The sequence below is a fragment of the Flaviflexus massiliensis genome, from assembly GCF_001375495.1.
Taxonomy (GTDB): domain Bacteria; phylum Actinomycetota; class Actinomycetes; order Actinomycetales; family Actinomycetaceae; genus Flaviflexus; species Flaviflexus massiliensis.
This window is the reverse complement of record NZ_LN831057.1, coordinates 195,990-216,006: the sequence shown is the minus strand read 5'-3', so window position 1 is coordinate 216,006 and position 20,017 is coordinate 195,990. Positions and strand designations below refer to the sequence as shown.

Annotated in this window: 18 protein-coding genes; 2 read left to right on the top strand and 16 right to left on the bottom strand. The window is 59.1% G+C overall.

Annotated elements, in window-relative coordinates; genetic code table 11:
• Positions 1-2: 2 nt before the first annotated feature.
• The 10 genes from BN1241_RS02525 to glyA all read right to left on the bottom strand — a co-directional run bounded on the left by BN1241_RS02525 (position 3) and on the right by glyA (position 11,751).
• Entirely contained in the window at positions 3-407 is a 405-nt protein-coding gene (locus tag BN1241_RS02525; protein ID WP_054952145.1) for a cytidine deaminase, read from the bottom strand.
• Positions 404-1,687 carry an ABC transporter permease gene (locus BN1241_RS02520; protein WP_082418169.1) on the bottom strand — a complete coding sequence of 428 codons (1,284 nt, stop codon included), beginning with the start codon at positions 1,685-1,687 and terminating at the stop codon, positions 404-406. The genes BN1241_RS02525 and BN1241_RS02520 overlap by 4 nt, the downstream gene beginning before the upstream one ends.
• Positions 1,684-2,847 carry an ABC transporter permease gene (locus tag BN1241_RS02515; RefSeq protein WP_230198244.1) on the bottom strand — a complete coding sequence of 388 codons (1,164 nt, stop codon included), beginning with the start codon at positions 2,845-2,847 and terminating at the stop codon, positions 1,684-1,686. Before BN1241_RS02515 ends, BN1241_RS02520 begins: the two co-directional genes overlap by 4 nt.
• Complete coding sequence (locus BN1241_RS02510; RefSeq protein ID WP_054952143.1) at positions 2,844-4,373, bottom strand: ABC transporter ATP-binding protein; 1,530 nt, start codon at positions 4,371-4,373, stop codon at positions 2,844-2,846. The genes BN1241_RS02515 and BN1241_RS02510 overlap by 4 nt, the downstream gene beginning before the upstream one ends.
• A 159-nt stretch (positions 4,374-4,532) precedes the next feature.
• Positions 4,533-5,741 (bottom strand): BMP family lipoprotein, encoded by a 1,209-nt coding sequence (locus BN1241_RS02505; RefSeq protein ID WP_054952142.1) that lies wholly within the window; start codon positions 5,739-5,741, stop codon positions 4,533-4,535.
• Between the two features lie 451 nt (positions 5,742-6,192).
• A complete protein-coding gene (locus BN1241_RS02500) occupies positions 6,193-7,266 on the bottom strand; it encodes a mannose-1-phosphate guanylyltransferase (RefSeq protein WP_054952141.1) in 1,074 nt (357 codons plus the stop codon).
• Positions 7,263-8,462, bottom strand: a complete 1,200-nt coding sequence (locus BN1241_RS02495; protein ID WP_147599221.1) for a YihY/virulence factor BrkB family protein — start codon at positions 8,460-8,462, stop codon at positions 7,263-7,265. Before BN1241_RS02495 ends, BN1241_RS02500 begins: the two co-directional genes overlap by 4 nt.
• A 349-nt stretch (positions 8,463-8,811) precedes the next feature.
• Positions 8,812-9,606: an exodeoxyribonuclease III gene (locus tag BN1241_RS02490; protein ID WP_054952139.1), complete on the bottom strand. Its 795-nt coding sequence runs from the start codon at positions 9,604-9,606 to the stop codon at positions 8,812-8,814.
• Positions 9,603-10,478: a bifunctional methylenetetrahydrofolate dehydrogenase/methenyltetrahydrofolate cyclohydrolase gene (locus tag BN1241_RS02485; RefSeq protein ID WP_054952138.1), complete on the bottom strand. Its 876-nt coding sequence runs from the start codon at positions 10,476-10,478 to the stop codon at positions 9,603-9,605. The genes BN1241_RS02490 and BN1241_RS02485 overlap by 4 nt, the downstream gene beginning before the upstream one ends.
• A gap of 1 nt (position 10,479) precedes the next feature.
• Complete coding sequence (gene glyA, locus BN1241_RS02480; protein WP_054952137.1) at positions 10,480-11,751, bottom strand: serine hydroxymethyltransferase; 1,272 nt, start codon at positions 11,749-11,751, stop codon at positions 10,480-10,482.
• A 115-nt stretch (positions 11,752-11,866) separates the two neighbouring features.
• Here glyA and purU point away from each other — a divergent pair, with 115 nt between their 5' ends.
• Positions 11,867-12,709: a formyltetrahydrofolate deformylase gene (gene purU, locus BN1241_RS02475; protein WP_054952136.1), complete on the top strand. Its 843-nt coding sequence runs from the start codon at positions 11,867-11,869 to the stop codon at positions 12,707-12,709.
• Positions 12,710-12,870: 161 nt separating this feature from the next.
• Positions 12,871-13,644, top strand: coding sequence for an ABC transporter ATP-binding protein (locus BN1241_RS02470; RefSeq protein ID WP_054952135.1), 774 nt, complete (start codon positions 12,871-12,873; stop codon positions 13,642-13,644).
• Between the two features lie 109 nt (positions 13,645-13,753).
• Here BN1241_RS02470 and BN1241_RS02465 read toward each other — a convergent pair whose 3' ends face one another.
• The 6 genes from BN1241_RS02465 to pgi all read right to left on the bottom strand — a co-directional run bounded on the left by BN1241_RS02465 (position 13,754) and on the right by pgi (position 19,941).
• Positions 13,754-14,533, bottom strand: coding sequence for an ABC transporter substrate-binding protein (locus BN1241_RS02465; protein WP_187117589.1), 780 nt, complete (start codon positions 14,531-14,533; stop codon positions 13,754-13,756).
• A gap of 462 nt (positions 14,534-14,995) precedes the next feature.
• Positions 14,996-15,694 carry an ABC transporter ATP-binding protein gene (locus tag BN1241_RS02460; protein WP_082418168.1) on the bottom strand — a complete coding sequence of 233 codons (699 nt, stop codon included), beginning with the start codon at positions 15,692-15,694 and terminating at the stop codon, positions 14,996-14,998.
• 186 nt (positions 15,695-15,880) lie between these two features.
• A complete protein-coding gene (locus BN1241_RS13400) occupies positions 15,881-16,390 on the bottom strand; it encodes a FecCD family ABC transporter permease (RefSeq protein WP_261795458.1) in 510 nt (169 codons plus the stop codon).
• A 38-nt stretch (positions 16,391-16,428) separates the two neighbouring features.
• Positions 16,429-16,908, bottom strand: a complete 480-nt coding sequence (locus BN1241_RS13395; protein ID WP_222704383.1) for an iron chelate uptake ABC transporter family permease subunit — start codon at positions 16,906-16,908, stop codon at positions 16,429-16,431.
• Between the two features lie 312 nt (positions 16,909-17,220).
• Positions 17,221-18,207 (bottom strand): malate dehydrogenase, encoded by a 987-nt coding sequence (locus tag BN1241_RS02450; protein WP_054952132.1) that lies wholly within the window; start codon positions 18,205-18,207, stop codon positions 17,221-17,223.
• Positions 18,208-18,267: 60 nt separating this feature from the next.
• Positions 18,268-19,941, bottom strand: a complete 1,674-nt coding sequence (gene pgi, locus BN1241_RS02445) for a glucose-6-phosphate isomerase (RefSeq protein WP_054952131.1) — start codon at positions 19,939-19,941, stop codon at positions 18,268-18,270.
• Between the last annotated feature and the right edge of the window lie 76 nt (positions 19,942-20,017).

Here is a 20,017-nt window from a genome sequence, read left to right as displayed (position 1 = left end):
GGTTACTTCCTTTCAACCTGCGCAAGATCGGATACGCCAAAACCATACGGGAGCAGCTCGGGAAGGGAGATGATTCCTTCCGGGAGCATGATTTGGGTGGTGGCCGTGCCGTGCTCCCACAGGAGTTGGCGGCACCGGCCGCACGGTGAGGTGAGTTCTTCGTTCCCGTTGACGCACAGGAACGCAGCGAGCTTGCCTCCCCCGGCTTTGACGAGGTCGGAGATCATCCCACATTCGGCACATAGTGTGACGCCGTATCCGGCGTTCTCCACGTTGCATCCGGAGAAGATCTGGCCATCTTCCCGCTGGCCTGCCGCACCCACCGGGAATCCCGAGTAGGGCACGTAGGCCATCTTCATCGCATCGATTGCTACCTGGCGTAGCTCGTCCCAGTTCGTCATGATCATGCCTTGATGTAGGGAATGTTTTCAGCTGCCGGGGGCCGCGACTTACCAACGAAGCCAGCAACCGCAAGGATCGTGACAACGTAGGGAATCATGGCGAGCAGGTTCGGGTCGATCGGGGTGGTGGCCACGAGCGGCAGGAAGTCGACAATCGCGGAAGCAAAACCGAACATGAGAGCCGCACCCATCGCACCGATCGGATGCCACTTGCCGAGGATCATGGCGGCGAGCGCAATGTAGCCGTTGCCGGCGGAAATGTTTTCCGTGAAGACCGTTGTCGCACCGATCGTGAACGAGGCGCCACCGAGACCGGCGAGCGAGGATCCTAAAACCGTGTTGAGGAAACGGGTCCTATTGACCTTGATACCGACCGTGTCTGCTGCCTTCGGGTGCTCACCCACGGCCCTCATGCGCAAACCCCACCGGGACCTGAACAGCATGATGGTGAGCGCGATGAGAGCGGCGTAGAGAAGGTAGGTGATGATGGTCTGCTGGAAGAACACGGGCCCAATGAAGGGAATGTCGGACAGGACCGGCACGCTCCAGACAGGCAGCGAGAACTGGATCGAGTTCCAGCCCGGGGTATCTCGCACGACGGTGCCGAGCAGGAACGAGGTGAGTCCGAGGCAGAGCACGTTGAGAACAACACCGACGATGATCTGGTCGACCGCGTACTTGACTGAGAAGAACGCGAGCAGCACGCCCACGAGAGCACCAGCGAGCGGTGCCGCCAGCAGGCCAAGCCACGGATTCTGGGTTGCGGACGCTACGACGACTCCTGTGAAGGCGCCGACGAGGAGCTGACCCTCGATCGCGATGTTGACAACACCGACGCGTTCGCAGATGACGCCGGCCATGGAGCCAAAGATGAGTGGTTGCGCGGCCGTAATGGTGGCGGAGAAGAGGAACGCGATGGTGATGAAGCGGCCCGACCCACCACCCTGGAAGGTGAGGAAGGCAACGACGAGGGCCATGAGAATAATGAGCCCAAGCCACAGGGGTTGCTTCTGGCGCCGCACCGCGCGATAGACCGAGTAGGCGGTGGCGATGGCGATGACCGCGGTCAGTGCCCACACGGTCTGGTCGGCATACAGGAGCAGGTTGGAGCCATCCCGTGAGGGGCGAATCTCCTTCCACACGAATTCGGCCACGCCATCGGAGTTGAGAGCAAAGTAGAGGCTGAGGAGGGTTGCGAGCCCGTAGATGATTGACATCTTCCACGAGATCGGCATGCGGGTGCCTTCAGCCATCTTGGGTGCTTCTAGTTGAATGGCGGCGCTCATTTTGCCTCCTGCTGCAGGGTGATGTACTCGCGGTAGGTCTTGTTATCCGGTTTCGGGAGCCTAAAGATCCACCGAATCAGCGGGGGTGCCGCGATGAGGAGAACAATGACGGACTGGAGGATAAGAATCATGTCGACGGGAACTCCCGCGCCCTGCATGAGCGGGGCACCCGCGGAGAACGCACCGAAGAGAAGTCCCGCAAGGAAAATACCGACCGGCTTATTTCGTCCGAGCAGGGCTACGGTGATCGCGTCGAAACCGATCGTGCCCGCAACCGCAGGCGTGAGAGAGCCGAACGTGCCAAGCACCTGGTTTGCGCCAGCAAGACCGCACAGCCCTGCGGAAACGAACATGGTGAGGGTGATGACCTTGCCGGTCGACATGCCCGCAGTCTCGGACGCGTTCGGGTTGGAACCAACTGCACGCAGTTCGAAACCGAACTTTGAGCGTTCGAGCAGCCACCACACGAAGATCGTGGCGAGGATGGCGACCAGGATGCCGGCGTGGAGGTTGAACGGATCGGGAAGAATGTGGGGCAGTCGTGCCTCAGCCGCGATCTGCTTCGACTTCAGCTCCGATGTTCCGACCTGCTGGAAGAGATCGTGAGAGAGCAGGTAGAGGAGCAGTGAGGCTGCAATCGAGTTGAGCATGATCGTGACGATCACTTCGTTCGCTCCGGTGCGGGCCTTGAGGAAACCGACGAAGCCACCCCAGATGCCGGCAGCGAGTACGGCACCGACGAGGGCGACGAGAAGGTGTGCGAAGTAGGGCAGGTCGAGAGCGAATCCCACGTAGGTTGCACCGATAGCACCGAGAATGATCTGGCCCTGGCCACCGATGTTGAACAGGCCGGCCCGAAAACCGAGGCCGAGGCCGAGGCCCGCGAGAATCAGGGGTGCCGCGTTCTTGAACGTTTCGGTCAGCGACCGAATCGATTGCAGGAACGAGTCACGGTCGGGATTGTAGATTGCGCCCTTAAAGAGGCGCCAGTAGGTGTCGATGATCGACGCATCAGCGATCCAAATAAAGACTGCACCGACGATGAACGCGATCACGACCGCAAGGATGGAGATGATCCATTCGGATCTAAGTGCCACGTGCAACATGGCTCGTACTCTTAGCCCAAACGGTACCGGCTTGGGTTCGGTTGTCGTGGTCACGAAGCCTCCTGCTCCATTGCTTCTTCCATCGGCACCCCGGCCATCATCAGACCCAGAACAGAGTTCGGGGTGTGGGAGGGGACGATACCAACGATCTTGCCGCGATACATGACGGCAATACGGTCGGACAGAGACTGGATTTCGTCAAGCTCAGACGAAATAAGGATGACGCCCGTGCCCGTGTCGCGCTCCTTGACGATCCGGTTGTGAATGAATTCGATCGAACCCACGTCAACGCCGCGAGTGGGCTGGCTGGCGACCAGAAGCGACAGCTTGCGGGACATTTCCCGGGCCACGATCACCTTCTGCTGGTTACCGCCTGATAGCGTCGTCATCGGGTATGACACGTCGGTCAGGCGGATATCAAATTCTTCGCGCAGCTTTTCCGCGTTTTGTTGGATTTTCTTCGGCAAAATCGATAGGCCGCGGGAAAACTTCTTCGACCGGTATTGGTTGAGAACGAGGTTTTCGGCAACCGAGAAGTCCGCGACCATGCCGTCCTCGATGCGGTCTTCGGGAATGAATCCCACACCATCATCGACCCTGCGTCGCACCGTGTGCTTTGTAATCGTCTCACCATTGAGGTCGATCGTTCCCTCGGTGGGCTGCAATAGTCCGATGAGAAGCTCGGCAAGTTCTTCCTGTCCGTTCCCCTGAACACCGGCGATGCCCAGGATTTCTCCGGCTTGAACATCGAGGTCGACGTCGTCGACGAGGACGACGCCATCATCGTTAATATAGGACAGGTTCTTGACGGAGAGCGCGGTCGGCGCGGGCTTGGGCGGATCCTTCTCCACCTTGAGCAGGACGGAGCGCCCTACCATGAGGTTTGCCAGCTCGGTTTCCGAGCTTTCGGGTGAGGCCTCGCCAACGACCTTTCCGCGGCGGATCACCGTGATCTTGTCGGCAACAGCACGCACTTCGCGGAGCTTGTGGGTGATGAAAACAATGGAGGTGCCGGCCGCTGCCAGTTCCTTCATGATCGCCATCAGCTCGTCGGTTTCCGCGGGCGTGAGCACGGCGGTTGGTTCGTCAAGGATGAGAACCTCGGCCTTGCGTGACAGGGCCTTGACGATTTCGACGCGCTGCTGGGAACCGACGGGCAGGTCCTCAATCTTCGCATTCGGGTCGAGGTCAAAGCCGAATCGCTTCGATGTTTCTTTCACAATCTTTTTCGCTTCTGACATGTTGAGCATGCCAAACAGCGGATGTGTGGGTTCGTAGCCGAGGGCTACGGATTCAGCGACCGTGAAGACGGGGACGAGCATGAAGTGCTGGTGCACCATCCCGATCCCTGCCGCAACGGCATCACCGGGACCGTTGAAGGCCACGGGCTTCCCATTAATGCGGATCTCACCTTCATCAGGCTCATACAGTCCGTAGAGGACGTTCATGAGCGTCGATTTACCAGCACCGTTTTCGCCGAGAAGGGCATGGATTTGGCCCGGTTCGACTTCGATGTTGATGTGATCGTTGGCGATGAGGGGACCAAACTTCTTTGTTATCCCAACAAGCTCAAGCTTCACCTTGGCTGTAGCCTTTCTGTGTGTTGTCCACCAGTTCAGCCATGATAGCGGAGAGCTGGTCGGAGACGTTGAGGCGGGCCTGGAATCATGCGTGGCATGTCCCAGGCCCGCCCATCAAACCGTTACCGTCGTGTCAGTATCTTGGTTGAGATCCCGACTTTACGGTGCGTTCGGGGTTTCAACGACGAGTTCACCGGAGATGATCTGCTCGCGCAACGTTTCAACCTCGGAGACAACCTCGGCCGGAACCTGATCTTCAAGATCGTGGAACGGTGCAAGGCGAACGCCGCCATTCTCCAGCGTGCCCACGAAGGGTTCGTTGGAGAACTTGCCTTCGGCAACGTCAGCGATCGAATCGAGAACCGAGACATCAATGTCCTTCACCACGGAGGTGAGGATGATGGACGAGAATTCGGGTGCGGATTCGTACCAGTCGGAGTCAACACCGATGATGTAAACGTCGCCAGCGGACTGTGCTGCTGCTGCGGCACCGAGACCAACTGGGCCCGCGACGGGCATGATGATGTCGGCTCCCTGGTTGATGAAGCCGTTGGCGAGCTGCTGGCCCTGTGCCTGGTCATCGAACGAGTTCGCGAACGAACCGGACTGGGATTCCTTATCCCAACCGAGGACCTCGACGTTAGCGCCGTGTGCTTCGTTGTAGGCGGCAACGCCATCAACGAAACCATCCATGAAGATCTGGACGGACGGGATCGGCTGTCCACCGAAGGTGGCGACGATTCCGGTCTGGGTGGAGCCAGCTGCAACGTAGCCAGCCAGGTATGCGGCTTCAGCGGTGTTGAAGATGAGTGCGCGAGCATTGTCGCGGTCAACAGGGTTGCCTTCGTTGTCGGTGAAGGTGGAGTCAACGAGGGCGAAGGCCACATCCGGGTTGGCGTCGGCAGCGTTGCCAACGGCCTCACCGAGCATGAAGCCAACGCCGATCACGATGTCACAGCCTTCGTCAACCATGGCGCGAACGTTCGGGTCAAAGTCGGACTCCGAAGAGGACTCCGCAGTCGAAGTGTTGACACCCATGCTGTCAGCCGCGTCGTTCAGACCGTTGAACGCGGATTCGTTGAAGGACTTGTCGTCCCAACCGCCGGCGTCGGAGACGAGGCAACCGGTGTAATCAGAGGCGTCGATTGCCGAGTAGTCACGAGTTGCGTCACCCTCATCGGTGCCCTCATCCTCGCCCTCGGTATCGGTATCTTCGGACTCAGTGTCGTCGCTATCGGTATCTTCCGATTCGGTCTGCTCGACCGAAGTTTCGGAATCAGTTTTCTCGTCTGCAGCGTCGTCAGCGCATCCTGCAAGAACAAGAGCAGCGACACCGGTCAGTGCCATAAATGACGTGGATTTCTTCACGCGATACTCCTACTTATATGCCCGTGCCCGAGCGGCACGGATTTCACCAATAGCATACTCGTTAACCTTGCGTTTACATATGCCTATTGGTCAAGTCGTGTCATCAAAGTTTGATAACGAACTAAATAGTCGCACATTCTGCGCCCACGCGCCGCCCAAATCGAGCATTCAGCCCATTTGAGCACGAATTAGAGAACCCGGGTGAACACCTCGCACTTGGCACCCTCCCATCTGACCTGCTATCAATTCGACCATCGACCGGCCGCAACAACTGGAATGCTGTCCCCCATCCAGGAGCCCAGCGCCAGTAAAAAGGTCATTCGTTCCGGGATAAGAGGCTCTCCTTAACTCGATTGCATTGACCTACCAAGTCACCTGAAAGTATACAGTCCGGGCCCACTAGCAGAGTGAGCCCGGACTTGAGTTGGGAACTAGTTAACGGTTAAGGAAACTATCGCAGACGGGTCAGGTCGTCCGGTAGTGAGCTCACAACTCCCCCGAGACCGGCCGCCGCCTGCTTTGTCGTGACGAGCAGTGCATCGCCGGTGTCGATGACGACGGCATTGGGGACTCCGTGAATGACGATGGGGCGATCATGCGCGTACACAACGGATCCCGCTGATGCAGAGAGAACAACGGTCTGCTGCGTTCCGTTCTCCGATACCTGCTTGGCAGGATCATCGAGATGCTCGGCAAGAGAAGCGTAACCACCAATGTCGGACCATCCCATGGAGACGGGAACGGTGGTCACCCCTCCCTCATCAGCCAATGGCTCGGCGATCGCCCGGTCGATAACACTGTCTTCCAGATCATCCCACCCAAGCAGTGCTTGGGTACGGCTCTCCGTGTCCCACGCCTTGGCGATCTCTCTCAATCCCGAGGCGAGTTCGGGCTTGTACTTGGCGAGCGCATCCAGAAGTACTCCGGCGCGAGCAACAAACATGCCCGCATTCCACAAGAAAGTCCCGGAATCAACGTAGCGAGTAGCGCTCTCAAGGCTGGGCTTTTCAAGGAAACGGTTAACCAGGAAGGAACCGGATACCTGGGTTTCTTCACCAACGTCGATGTACCCAAATCCAGTATCGGGGTTGGTTGGGGTGATACCGATCGTGGCTACGGCACCTGCCTCGGCGGAAGCAATCGCCGTGCGAACAGCATCCTGGAACGCTTTCGTGTCAGCAATGAGATGATCGGCAGCAAACGACCCGACGACCGCGTCGCTACCGTGACGCTGCTCCACGATTGCCGCGACTAGGCCAATGGCGGGCATTGTTCCTCGCGGGGACGGCTCGATCACGATCTGAGAATCTGATAGGCCGAGCTGTTCGGCAACCTGCGGGGCGTGATCTGAGCCGGTCACGACAATAAGATCGTCAACGAGGCCGCCCAGCCTGTTGGCGGTGGCTTGGATGAGGGTGCGGCCGGCCCCTGTCATATCCAACAGGAACTTTGGCTTGCTCCGCCGCGAGAGCGGCCACAGGCGGGTTCCCGCCCCACCGGCGGGAATGATTGCTACAAAGGTCACTTCTGGTTCCGTTCACTTTCCAATCGGAAGTCCATCTTCGCCTGCGCCAGCTTCAGCTCAAGCTTTTCAATCTTCTTGCGACGCTTACGCCCCGTCTTATCCTTCCATTCGGGAAGATCGGCTCGTTGACGATCGGAGAATTCAGGATCCCGAGTCATGTCAGGAACAACAACGCCCGTGAACGGCTCGTGTGTCCACCGTGTGGTCTCCGGAACCGACATGGTCACGAAGTTCGGGGTGTCGTTTGCGTGGATCGATTCGGGAACGGTGATTTTCATGGGCGGCTGCGGGTTCGCTGTGAAAGCCGCAGCGATGAGAACGATACGGGTTACGAAGTTGACCCACAGGAGCAACGTTGCGATTGCCGCAAACGGCGCGAGGATCGGATTATCAGCAACCGAACCGAGGACCGAGGTTCCAAGGAAGCGAACAACGGAGGTGCCGAGCGCGCCGAGTGCGGAACCCAGCAGGAGGTCGCGCCTCGGCGGACGTGCCCCTGCCGTGTAGCGGAACAGCAGAGCAATGACCACCAGGTCAACGAGGAAGGCGACCGTGAGAGATGCGATCCTAATCGCCCACTGGGCGACCGCTCCCTCAACTCCAATAAACTCAAGGATCGTGTTTCCGAGCGTGCCGGCCGCAGTGGTGAGGACGGAGCCGAGCACCACGCCGAGAGCCAACCCGGCAAAGGCAAGGAGATCGCGGGTCTTAAGAAGAATAAAGTTCTCGGGTAGCTTCGAAATACCGAACATGGCACGGATGGAAACCTTGAGCGCATTCATGACCGAAAGAGCGGTCCAGAGCAACACGCCGAGTGCGATGAAGGTGGCGAGATTGAATGCCGTGTCCATGATGAGCGATTCGGGACTGATCATGCCATCCGGATTATCGGCGGTCTTCAGGATCCCCGGTATCGCCTCGTTGATCCCGTCAAACACGGTGGTTCTCAGCTCATCGTTGCGGCCGAGCACCGCCATGAACACCGTGAGCGAAATCGTGAGGGCGGCGGCAATCGAGAAGATTGCTGAATAGGCAATACCACCGGATAGGAGCGCGCCCTTGGCAACACCGTATCGCTGGAAGGCCCTCACGAGACGCAAGTTCATCGCCTTATGGACAAGGGGCTCCTTCTCAACCGTGATGGGCCGCGTAGACGGCACCGTTGAGGGAGCGTTAAAGTAAATTTCTTCTGCCACGCAACCAGCGTAAACGAATAATTCACCACATGTGAGGCGAGACAACGAAAACACCCAAAGTCAGCACCTCCGTTCAGGAGAATCATCCGCCAGGTATTTCCGCTGATCACATCGCCGACCATCAGGGTGCGGGCCAGTAGCGGGCTGCCATGTACAGAACGATCGGTTCCGTTTAATCCACGAGTAGTCCTGGCACCATACGGTGACTGACCACTGGCCTTCGGCTGGCGGCACGGTTGAACCTAGTTCTCCCCCGCTCCTGGAAGAAGAGAAAACCCCCGGGACCATTCCAGAGCAATGACCCGCGGGGTTACTTGAATATCGACGGCAAGTTACCGTCGATGATCAGTTAGAAATTACTGATGTCGTAGTTGATGGTCAGGGGTGCGTGATCAGACCAGCGCGATGCGTAGTCCGGTGCGCGCCACACCTCAGCACTGACCGCGGTGTCCGCGAAGGCCTTCGTTGCCATCTGGTAGTCGATGCGCCATCCAGCATCGTTATCGAATGCCTTACCGCGCTGCGACCACCAGGTGTACGGGCCCTGAATGTCGCCAACCAGGTTGCGGTGGACGTCTTCGTAGGTCGAGAACCACTTTTCGAGGTACGCCATTTCCCGATCGAGCACACCGGAGGTCTTGTTGTGGTTGGGCTTGAAGTTCTTAATGTCCTTCGGGCCCCGCACAATGTTGAAGTCCCCCGCCATGAGCAATTCACCCTCGATTGCCGCAAGCCGGTCCTGCGCCATGTCCAAGTGGCGGTACTTTGCCGCCATGACCTCTTCCTTCGTGGCGGTGCCGGAGTAGAGATAGGCGGAGATGAAGGTGACGGTCTGCGATCCGACGGTGACGTCGGCTTCAACCCAGCGTCCCGAATCCACGTCGTTGTCACCCTCGAGACCAATTCTGGCTGCGGTGACGTCGAGGTGAGGGCGCACTGCGATGGCGACACCGCTACGTCCCTTGGCTCGGGAGGCCTGCTGAACCACATTCCAGTCTCCGGGCAGGAGCCCTTCCACGAGTTCCTCAGGAGCGCGGACTTCCTGGAGAAGGAGAATATCGGGGTTGGTTTCGGTCACCCATTCGGCCATGCCTTTCCGGACCGCGGCCCGGATGCCGTTGACGTTGACAGTTGTGACTCTCATTCCGTTCCCTCCGCCATCTTCACCACGTTCTCGAGCAGCATGGCTCGGGTCATGGGCCCAACCCCACCGGGGTTGGGTGACAGCCACGCAGCAACCTCGGATGCGGCAGGATCAACATCACCCGCGATCCTCGACGTGCCATCCTCGTTCACCACGCGTGACACGCCAACGTCGAGAACGATTGCGCCCGGCTTGAGCCATTCGGCCCTCACGAGTCCGGCAGAGCCAGCCGCCGCAACAACAACGTCGGCTTCCTTCACCTTGTCAGCCAGGTTGACCGTGCCGGTATGCATGAGCGTGACGGTGGCGTTGATGTCCTTGCGGGTGAGTAGCATACCGATGGAGCGGCCCACGGTGGTGCCGCGGCCGATCACGGCAACGTCCTTACCGTTGAGGTCAATATCGTATCGGCGGAGCAGTTCGAGAACGGCCGAGGGCGTGCACGGGAGCGGGGATTCGATTGGTTCCGCTGTGCGTAGCGCGAGGCGCCCCAGGTTCGTGGGGTGCAGACCATCTGCGTCCTTGTCAGGATCCACGGATTCAAGAATGAGGTTTGTGTCGACTCCCTTGGGCAGTGGCAGTTGGACGATGTAGCCGGTGCATGCCGGGTCCTCATTCAACTGCTTAACCGCAGCCAGGATCTCTACCTGAGTTGCGGTTGCCGGCAGGTCGACTCGAATCGAGTTGATGCCAACTTCCTGGCAGTCGCGGTGCTTACCCGCCACGTACTTTTGGGAGCCGGGATCATCACCGACAAGGATCGTGCCAAGCCCGGGGACAATGCCGCGCTCTTTCAGTGCGGCAACCCGTTCGGCAAGTTCATTCTTGATCGCGGCAGCGGTCGTTTTGCCGTCAAGTACCTGTGCTACCAAATCAGTTGAGTCCTTCGTAGAGGGGGAATGCGTCCGTCAGTGTCTTGACCCGTGCGCGCAGGCCATCAAGGTCAGCGCTATTGCCATCAACCAGGGTAGTGGCAATAATGTCGGCCACTTCCTTGAACTCGGCTTCACCAAATCCGCGGGTTGCGAGCGCGGGGGTACCGATACGCAGCCCGGAGGTAACGCGGGGCGGGCGCGGGTCGAAGGGGATGGAGTTGCGGTTAACGGTGATGCCGACCGAGTGGAGGAGGTCCTCGGCCTGCTGGCCGTCGAGCACGCAGTCCCTCAGGTCCACGAGCACAAGGTGCACGTCGGTGCCGCCCGACACGAGGCTAATTCCGGCCTTCTTCACGTCGTCTTCGAGGAGGCGATCGGCGAGGATGCGTGCACCATTGAGGGTGCGCTGCTGGCGGTCCTTGAATTCGGGGGTCTGTGCAACCTTCATCGCCACCGCCTTGGCAGCGATCACGTGCATGAGTGGTCCACCCTGCTGGCCGGGGAAGACAGCCGAGTTCAGCTTCTTCTCAAGCTCGGTGGTTTGGGCGAGGATCATGCCGGAACGGGGGCCGCCAATGGTCTTGTGGATCGTGGTCGTGACAATGTCCGCGTACGGGATCGGGTTCGGGTGTAGCCCTGCGGCAACGAGACCGGCGAAGTGCGCCATGTCCACCCACAGGTAGGCACCGACCTGGTCGGCGATCTTGCGGAAGCGTTCAAAGTCGAGGTGGCGGGGGTACGCGGACCAGCCAGCCACGATCAGCTTTGGCTTCTCCTTGAGAGTGGTCTCCTCCACCTCATCCATGTCAATGAGGCCGGTTTCTTTGCGAACACCGTAGGAAACGATGCGGTAGTTCTTGCCGGAGAAGTTGATCTTCATGCCGTGCGTGAGGTGACCGCCGTGGCTCAGTTCAAGACCCATGACGGTGTCGCCGGGCGAGACAAGCGCGTGGTAGACGGCCGCATTGGCCTGGGCACCGGAGTGGGGCTGAACGTTGACGTATTCGCATCCGAAGACCTGCTTGGCTCGCTCAATCGCGAGGTTCTCTGCCACATCCACGTGCTCGCAACCACCGTAGTAGCGCCGACCCGGGTATCCTTCAGCGTACTTGTTGGTCAGGACAGACCCCTGGGCTTCAAGGACCGCGCGGGGAACGAAGTTCTCCGAGGCAATCATTTCGAGCGTGTCACGTTGGCGACCCAGTTCCTTGTCCAGGACCGCAGCGATTTCGGGGTCGACCTCGTTGATCGACGAGTTAAGCAGATCCATGAGTTTCTCCATTGTCGGGGCAATTGCCCCAATACTATCCCCATCGCATCAGGGCGCCCTGTCCAAGGGGCGATAAATCCACCGAGTGAAACGTGAAAACTACTACCCTGTCACCATGTCTTCAATTGTTCTTTCGCTTTCCTGCCCCGACCGTCCCGGCATCGTCCACTCCATCTCCGGGATTCTCGTCGCAGCGGGCGGTAACATCCTCGAATCCCAGCAGTACGGGGATCCCGATACCGGCCGGTTTTTCCTCCGCGTAGAAGCCGAGATTCCTGGACCGGTTGAGTATTTGAATGAGCCGGTTAAGAAGCTGGAAGCCGAGTTCGATGCTCGCGTTGAGATCACCGAAAAAGACCGCAAGATCAAGACCATCATCATGGGCTCCACAACCTCGCACTGCCTGAGCGACCTGCTCTACCTGAAGCGTGAAGGCAGGCTACCGATCGAGGTGACCCGGGTTGTTTCCAATCACGAGAAGCTCCGTCCCATTGCCGACTTCTACGGCGTTCCCTACACCCACATTCCCTTCACGAAGGAACGCCGGGCTGAGGCCGAAGCTGAACTCCTCGACATCGTCGAAGAGACCGGTGCGGAACTCATTGTGTTGGCGAGGTACATGCAGGTACTTTCCCCCGAACTGTGCCAGCGCATGGCAGGGTCGATCATTAACATTCACCACTCGTTCCTCCCCTCCTTCAAGGGTGCCCGCCCGTACCAGCAGGCGCATGACCGCGGCGTCAAGCTCATCGGTGCAACCGCCCACTACGTGACGGAAGACTTGGATGAGGGGCCGATCATCGAACAGGACGTCGAACGCGTCACCCACGCCCTCAGTTCAGCCGACCTCCAGGCCATCGGCGAGGACGTCGAACGCCGCGTCCTGGCCCGTGCCGTCCAGTGGCATGCTGAAGGCAGGGTCCTCCGCAACGGTGAACGCACCGTTGTCTTCCCTTAAGAGACTAAGAGACAACGACAAGCTGTCAGTGGACAGGCTTCCCTAAGTTCTCTGCCACCACCGACCAGGGGCTAATAAACACAGATACGCTCAATACCTCAGACCCGCAGCTTCACCGGCTGGTTCACACCTGATCATCGGTGAAGAGAAAGGCACACAACATGACCATCCTCAAGCTCGACAGTGTCACGTTCCGACGTAACGGGGTTCAGATCCTCGATGGGGTGAACTTTGAGGTTGAGGAAGGTCAACGGTGGGTCATGCTGGGCGAGAACGGTGCCGGAAAGTCCACCATTCTCGCCCTGTGCGGAGGGCAGGCACACCCGACGTCGGGAACTGTCGACATTCTCGGCAACCGCGTGGGCAGGGTTGATCTGCGTGACCTTCGTGCCCGAATTGGTCACGTCAACCCCCGCCATAACGTGCGCGGCACTCCCACCGCCACTGACATTGTCCTCACCGGCATCACCGGCACCCTCGAGCTCCCTCTCTACTGGAGCCCCTCCCCCGACGACTTAGCGTTGTCGCAGGAAACCCTTGCGGACCTCGGGCTCAATCATCGTGCCGACGCGGTGTGGCCCACCCTGTCTCAAGGCGAACGGGGACGGACCCTCATTGCTCGTGCACTCGCCGGGAAACCAGAACTCCTGCTTCTTGACGAACCGGCCACCGGCCTTGACCTCAAGGCTCGCGAGCAGCTTCTCGACACCTTGGATCATCTGGCGAAATCCAACATGACGTCCCTACTCGTCACACATCACCTGGAAGAAATCCCAGCAACAACTACCCATGCGGTGCTCGTCAAGGACGGGACAATCACGGCATCGGGACCGATCAATGACGTCATCACCTCCGAACACATTTCCCACGCATTCAACTTCCCCATCCGAGTGAAGAAGGAAGACGGGCGCTGGACCGGGCGGCGGACCAACTAAACAAGAAGTAGCAATCCCACGAGTCACGGGAACAAGTAAAGGTGTGCCCTGGTCAAGCCGATTCAACCCCACTCGACCAGGGCACACCTACGCTTAGCGGGTAGTCACCCTACCCCGCGAGCGTCTCAATGATCTTCCGATAGCCCTCTGCGGTATTGAGTCCGGAGATGCCGGATGCTTCGCTCATCGGAATGACAAAGATACGATCTTCCCCAACCGCTGGAACGCTGGCGAGTGCGGGATTGTCGAGAAGCTCCGCGAACGGTTCTTCCCCCATTCCCTGGAAGTCTTCTAAGAAGATCACGTCCGGATTGGCGGCGACGATCTGTTCCGCATCGATCGGCCGTGTAGTAGTCAGTCCGATCCTCTCCCCTGCGTTGGTGGCGTTGGCGCGGGTGATGAGGCCGGGGAGCGTAAGGGAGTCATCCATGGCCATGACAGTGTCCCTGCGTGCCATGAGTACCAAAAACCTCGCATCAGTGTCTTCACGCTGACTGTCGAGCTCTTCGATGTCGGAGCGGAACTCTGCAGAGAGTTGCTCTGCGAGCTCTTCCTCACCCAGTGCCGCACCGAGGGCCCGAGCAGTCTCCGCGACTTTCTCGGGTGTCGCGAAGGCATCAGGGTCAATGTTGAGGACGGGAACACCTGCTTGTTCGAGCTGATCCCCAGCTGTTTCTTCACCTCCGTGCCGTGCAGTATTGAGGACCAGATCCGGTTCCATAGACAGGATCAGCTCAGGATCCGGGTCGGTTCCGGGTGGGAGCACCTGCCCCACCTGTGAGGCAAGTTCGTCACTCGTGGAGTGATCGCCCTGTGCCCTGGCGGGCACCGCAACGATCCTCTCAGCCCCGACCAGGAGCAGTGCGATCTCGGCGGTTTCTGCGGACACGGCAACGATTCTGTGCGGTGCCTCCTCGATCGTCACCTCGGTTTTACCAAGACTTACCGTCCTTGGCCATTCTCCCTCCGAGGCAGAGCTACCAGAGCCTTACCTCGATCCCGGTTCACTACCATTCCCAGCATCGATTCCATCATCAAGGGTTTCGTGTGTCGCAGCGGTGTCGGAATGCCCGGTCACCGTTATCCTGTCGGAAGAATCTTCCCCATTGTCACTGCCGCAGGCAGCAAGTGCGCTGATGCCTAACACAGCCACAAGCGTGGCTACTGATAGTCGAGTTTTCATTGGTTCTCTTTCTGTCTTGTATTCAACTTGCGTAGTCGGATAATGAGGTGGGATTACTAGAACGGCGCCTTTAGAACAGTTGCGCGACTGCTAGGCGGACTATTTCACCCACGCAGTTCCACACGGTGTGACAATGGTTTGGATCAGGAACCGCGCGTATTTCGATCGCTAGTCCAATGCCGTGACGTGCAGAGTTCCCGTCGCTTCGTTTCGACTGACGTCCACCGTGACCCCGTAAGCGTCGTGAAGGATCTGTGGGTGGAGCACATCCTCGGGAGTTCCTTGGGCAACGATCTTGCCTTTGACCAGCAGGGTGAGTCGGTCACAGAATCGTGCAGCGAGCGACAGGTCGTGGAGGACAACGAGAACCGTCCGGCCATGGCCTCCTTCCAGCCAGGGGCGAAGGAGGCGAAACACGGTGATCTCATGCCCCATATCCAACGCAGAGCTCGCTTCGTCTACGAGGAGAATCTTGGGATCTTGAGCAATCGCGCGGGACAGTGCGGTGAGCTGCCGTTCCCCACCGGAGGTTGTTCGCACGGGCCGATTAGCCCAGGCCTTCGCACCTGTGATTTCCAGGGCCTCTTCCACATGTCGCGAATCCTCGCCGGTCAACCCACTCATCCGCGAGCGCCAGGGATAGCGTCCCATGGTGACGTAGTCCCTTCCGATCATGTCAACGGGAGGAATGTCTTGAGGGAGATAGCTCATGAACATGGCACCCTCTTTGGACGAATTGCTGTCAAGGTTTCGGCCCTGCACTTCGATGAGTCCCCGGTACGGGAGGAGTCCCGGGGTAGCTTTCACGAGCGTGGATTTACCTGCACCATTGGCCCGATAATTCCGTGAATGAGCCCCTCTTCGAATTCAGTCGATAGTCCGGTGAGCACTTCTCGGTTCCGATAGGACACACTTACGTTCTCCAGTGTGATTGCCGAGACGTCCGCTGATTTCCTGGCCTGGCTGGCCCATGGTCGTTGCTTGGTCAAAAACCTTTTCGTGCGGTCCAGCAGGACTGTCTGCCCTGAGCCAGGACGGCTCCTGTCTTGTTCATCATGAAAGGCCTTTCCGGGACTGCGAGAGCACGAGAGCGAGGAGGAACGGGGCACCCAGGAAGGCCGTGACGGTGCCGGTTTGAAGGACGATGGGATAGAACAGGAGCCGTGCCACCGTGTCGGCCAGCAGCAGGAAGATAGCGCCAAGGATTGCGCTCGCAGGCAGCAGGAAACGGTGATCCGATCCCCAGATCAAACGAATGAGATGCGGGACAACGAGTCCCACGAAGGAAATCACCCCGGTGATCGCAACTCCTGCCCCGGTTGCTAGTGCCGCCCCGGCCAAGATCCCCTGCTTCACCCTCCCAACGTTTATTCGGCTCGTCGCAGCCGTCGCTTCCCCCAGAGACAGCAAGTTAAGATCCCGAGCAAACCAGAGGACGATCACAACTCCTATAAGGAGCGGAAGAAAGGCAATTCCAACATCGCTCATGGTCCGACCCACGAGGCTCCGGTTGAGCCAGAACATTGCCGAGCGAGCATCTTCCGCATCGCTCACATTCGCCACAACCGCACTGATGATTGCGCCAAGGAATGCATTGAAGGCTATGCCGATAGCAAGAGGGACGATGTTGATCCCGCCCGGGCGCCATAGGCATGGACGATGAGGAGGGCACCGAGAGCACCAAGAAACGCGCCAACGGGAAGCACGAGCCAGTGAGAGCTTGCCAGCCCGGTGACAATGAGGATCACGGCGACGGTGGCGGCACCGGAAGAGACTCCCGTGATTCCCGGTTCGGCAAGCGGATCGCGAAACACTCCCTGCATCGCAGCACCCGCCACCCCAAGTCCCGCACCAACGAGCAGTGCAACGAGAACTCTCGGGACCTGCACCGCGTAAATGACTGCATCGGATCCAACAAAATCCCCGTCCCCCACCAACATGGCCGCGAACACTCGGAGCGTATCGGTCACCGGTACCGAGTGAGGACCAACCATGAGGCCAACAAAGGCCAGAACCAACGCTGCGACGGCAAGGAAGCCAAGGGTCCGCGGGCGAGAAGATACATGGGTGGTTAAGGACACCACCCCAATGTAACGATAATAATAATCGTTTGTAATAAATGATTGTCAGCGTCTCTACTACCCTGCTCTCAACAAGCCACCGACCTTCGCTACGGATCTCGCGGCAAAATCCTCGCTCCGGAAGGAGCTTAGGTTCGTTGGGGATGCAAATGGTCCTGTGGTTCTCACTCAAGTACTGGGGCTTAGAGTCTGAACTTCGGAACGCGGGCAAAGGAGTGGCCCGCCCCGGGTCGGGGCGGGCCATCATCGCCTTCTCGATTGACTCAGCAACCAACTAGATATCGTTTGCTTGCTGAGTCGCTTGGTCGGACGTTAGAGAATATCGAGTTCCTTGACGGCGTCAATCTCTTCCTGCGCGGCCTTGATGTTGCGTTCAATGCCGGCGCGGGTTGCATCGGATACGTCGAGTCCGGTCACGATCTGCCATTCACCGCCCGCTGACGTGGTGGGGAATCCGAAGATGAGGCCTTCGGGAACGCCGTACTCGCCGTGTGAGGCTACGCCTGCGGTCGTCCAGTCACCTTCCTTTGTGCCGTTCACCCAGTCGTAGACGTGGTCGATGGCGGCGGAGGCGGCAGATGCTGCCGACGATGCTCCACGGGCTTCGATGATTGCCGCACCACGCTTGGCAACGGTGGGCACGAAGTAGCTGTCAAGCCACTGTGCGTCCACCGCTTCAAGTGCGGGCTTGCCATCGAGGGTCGCGTACGAAACATCGGGGTGCTGATCGGCGGAGTGGTTGCCCCAGACAACGACCTTCTTGATGTCGGAGATCGCGGTGCCGGTCTTTTCCTTCAACTGGGACATGGCGCGGTTGTGATCCAGGCGCATCATCGCATTGAAGCGGTCCGCAGGCACATCCGGTGCAGAGGCTGCCGCGATGTAGGCGTTGGTGTTCGCGGGGTTACCGACAACAAGAACCTTGACGTCATCAGCGGCGTGGTCGTTGATGGCCTTGCCCTGGGGGCCGAAAATGCCGCCGTTCGCGGCAAGCAGGTCGGCCCTTTCCATGCCCTTTGTGCGGGGGCGTGCACCGACGAGCAGCCCGACGTTGGTTCCCTCGAATGCCTGGTTGACATCGTCGTAGATGTTGACGGAGTCGAGCAGGGGGAATGCCGAGTCGTTGAGCTCCATTGCCGTGCCCTCGGCGGCCTTAACGGCGGCGGGGATCTCCAGCAGGTTGAGGCGGACGGGGACGTCCGGCCCCAGCAGGCCTCCGGATGCAATGCGGAACAGCAGCGCATATCCGATGTTGCCTGCGGCTCCAGTTACTGTCACGGTGATGGGTGACGTGGTCATATACAACTCCTATGTCGATACGGGCCCGATCGGGTTACCCAGGTCTCAGTCTACGCCGTCCTACTTGCCGATGCCGGGCCTTGCGTCCCTCTGGCGGTGGTAGTAGGCAATGAGCGAACGGGTCGACGGATCCTGAGTGGCAAGCGCGTCCTCATCGCCTGCGATTGCGGGCCCCAGATCGTTTGCCATCTGCTTGCCGAGCTCCACTCCCCACTGGTCGAAGGAGTCGATTCCCCACACGATGCCCTGCACGAACGTGATGTGCTCGTAGAGCGCGATGAGTTGGCCGAGCACGTAGGGGCTAAGCTCGGGAGCCATGATGGAGGCGGTGGGCTTGTTACCCGGGAAGACACGGGCGGGAACGATTGCTTCATCCGTGCCTTCGGCACGCACCTCATCAGCCGTCTTACCGAAGGCGAGCGCCTTGGTTTGGGCAAAGAAGTTTCCAAGGAACAGTTCGTGCTGGTCCTGTCCGTCGGTCACAAACGGGTATGTCGGATTCGCGAACGCAATGAAGTCGGCCGGGATCAGCTGGGTGCCCTGGTGAATGAGTTGGTAGAAGGCATGCTGACCGTTCGTGCCGGGTTCACCCCAGAACACCTCGCCTGTCGTGGTCGTTACCGGTGTGCCGTCCCAGCGAACGGACTTGCCGTTCGACTCCATGGTGAGCTGCTGCAGGTAGGCAGCAAAGCGATGCAAGTACTGCGAGTAGGGCAAGACCGCGTGGGTGGGTGCGTCAAGGAAGTTCGAGTAGAACACGTTGAGCATCCCGAGCAGGATCGGCACGTTCTGTTCCACGGGCTCACCCGCGAAGTGCTCATCCATGGCCCTGAAGCCGGCCAGGAAGTCCCGGAAGTTGTCCGGGCCAAGCGTGACCGCGAGGCTCGTGCCCACGGCCGAGTCAACCGAGTAGCGGCCACCCACCCAGCTCCAGAAACCGAAAGCGTTGTCGGGATCGATGCCGAAGTCAGCAACCTTGTCGAGCGCGGTCGAGACAGCAACAAAGTGCTTGGCCACTGCGCCATCTCTCGTGCCCTCGGGCAGGTTCGTCAGCAACCATTCGCGGGCGACCTTCGCGTTGGTCAAAGTTTCGAGGGTGGTAAAGGTCTTTGAGGCAATAATGAAGAGAGTTGTTTCGGGATCGAGTCCCTTGAGCTTCTCTCCCGCATCGCTCGGATCAATGTTGGAGATGAAGACCGCTTCAATGCCGGCCATGACATAAGGCTTGAGCGCCTCGTACGCCATGACAGGGCCAAGGTCGGAGCCACCGATACCGATGTTGACGACGGTGGTGATGCGCTTGCCGGTCACACCTGTCCACTGTCCGCTACGAACCTTGTCGGCAAATTCGTAAACCCGATCAAGAACCTCGTGTACCTGGTCGACGGCATTCTCACCGTCGACGGTGATCGTTTCGCCCCGGGGTGCGCGCAGTGCCGTGTGGAGAACTGCTCTGTCCTCGGTCACGTTGATGCGTTCGCCGCGGAGCATCGCATCCCGGCGTTCCAGAACCCCTGTTTCTTCCGCGAGTGCAACAAGTGCGTCACGTACCTCGTCGGTGAGGTACGACTTCGACAGGTCGATATGGAGGGTGCCGGCCTCGTAAGAGAATTTCTCAACACGGTCAGGGTCGGACGCAAACCACTCGTGGAAGTTGGGGTTGAAGCCGTCCGCAATCTTCTCAAGCCTCTTCCAGGCTGATGTCACCGTTGGATCAATGGGAGATGCTGTCATGATTGTCCTTGTCGCTGAAATTACTTTTACCCAATTCTCACATAACAAATGAGGTGGCGGGGCCCCTATCGGTAAC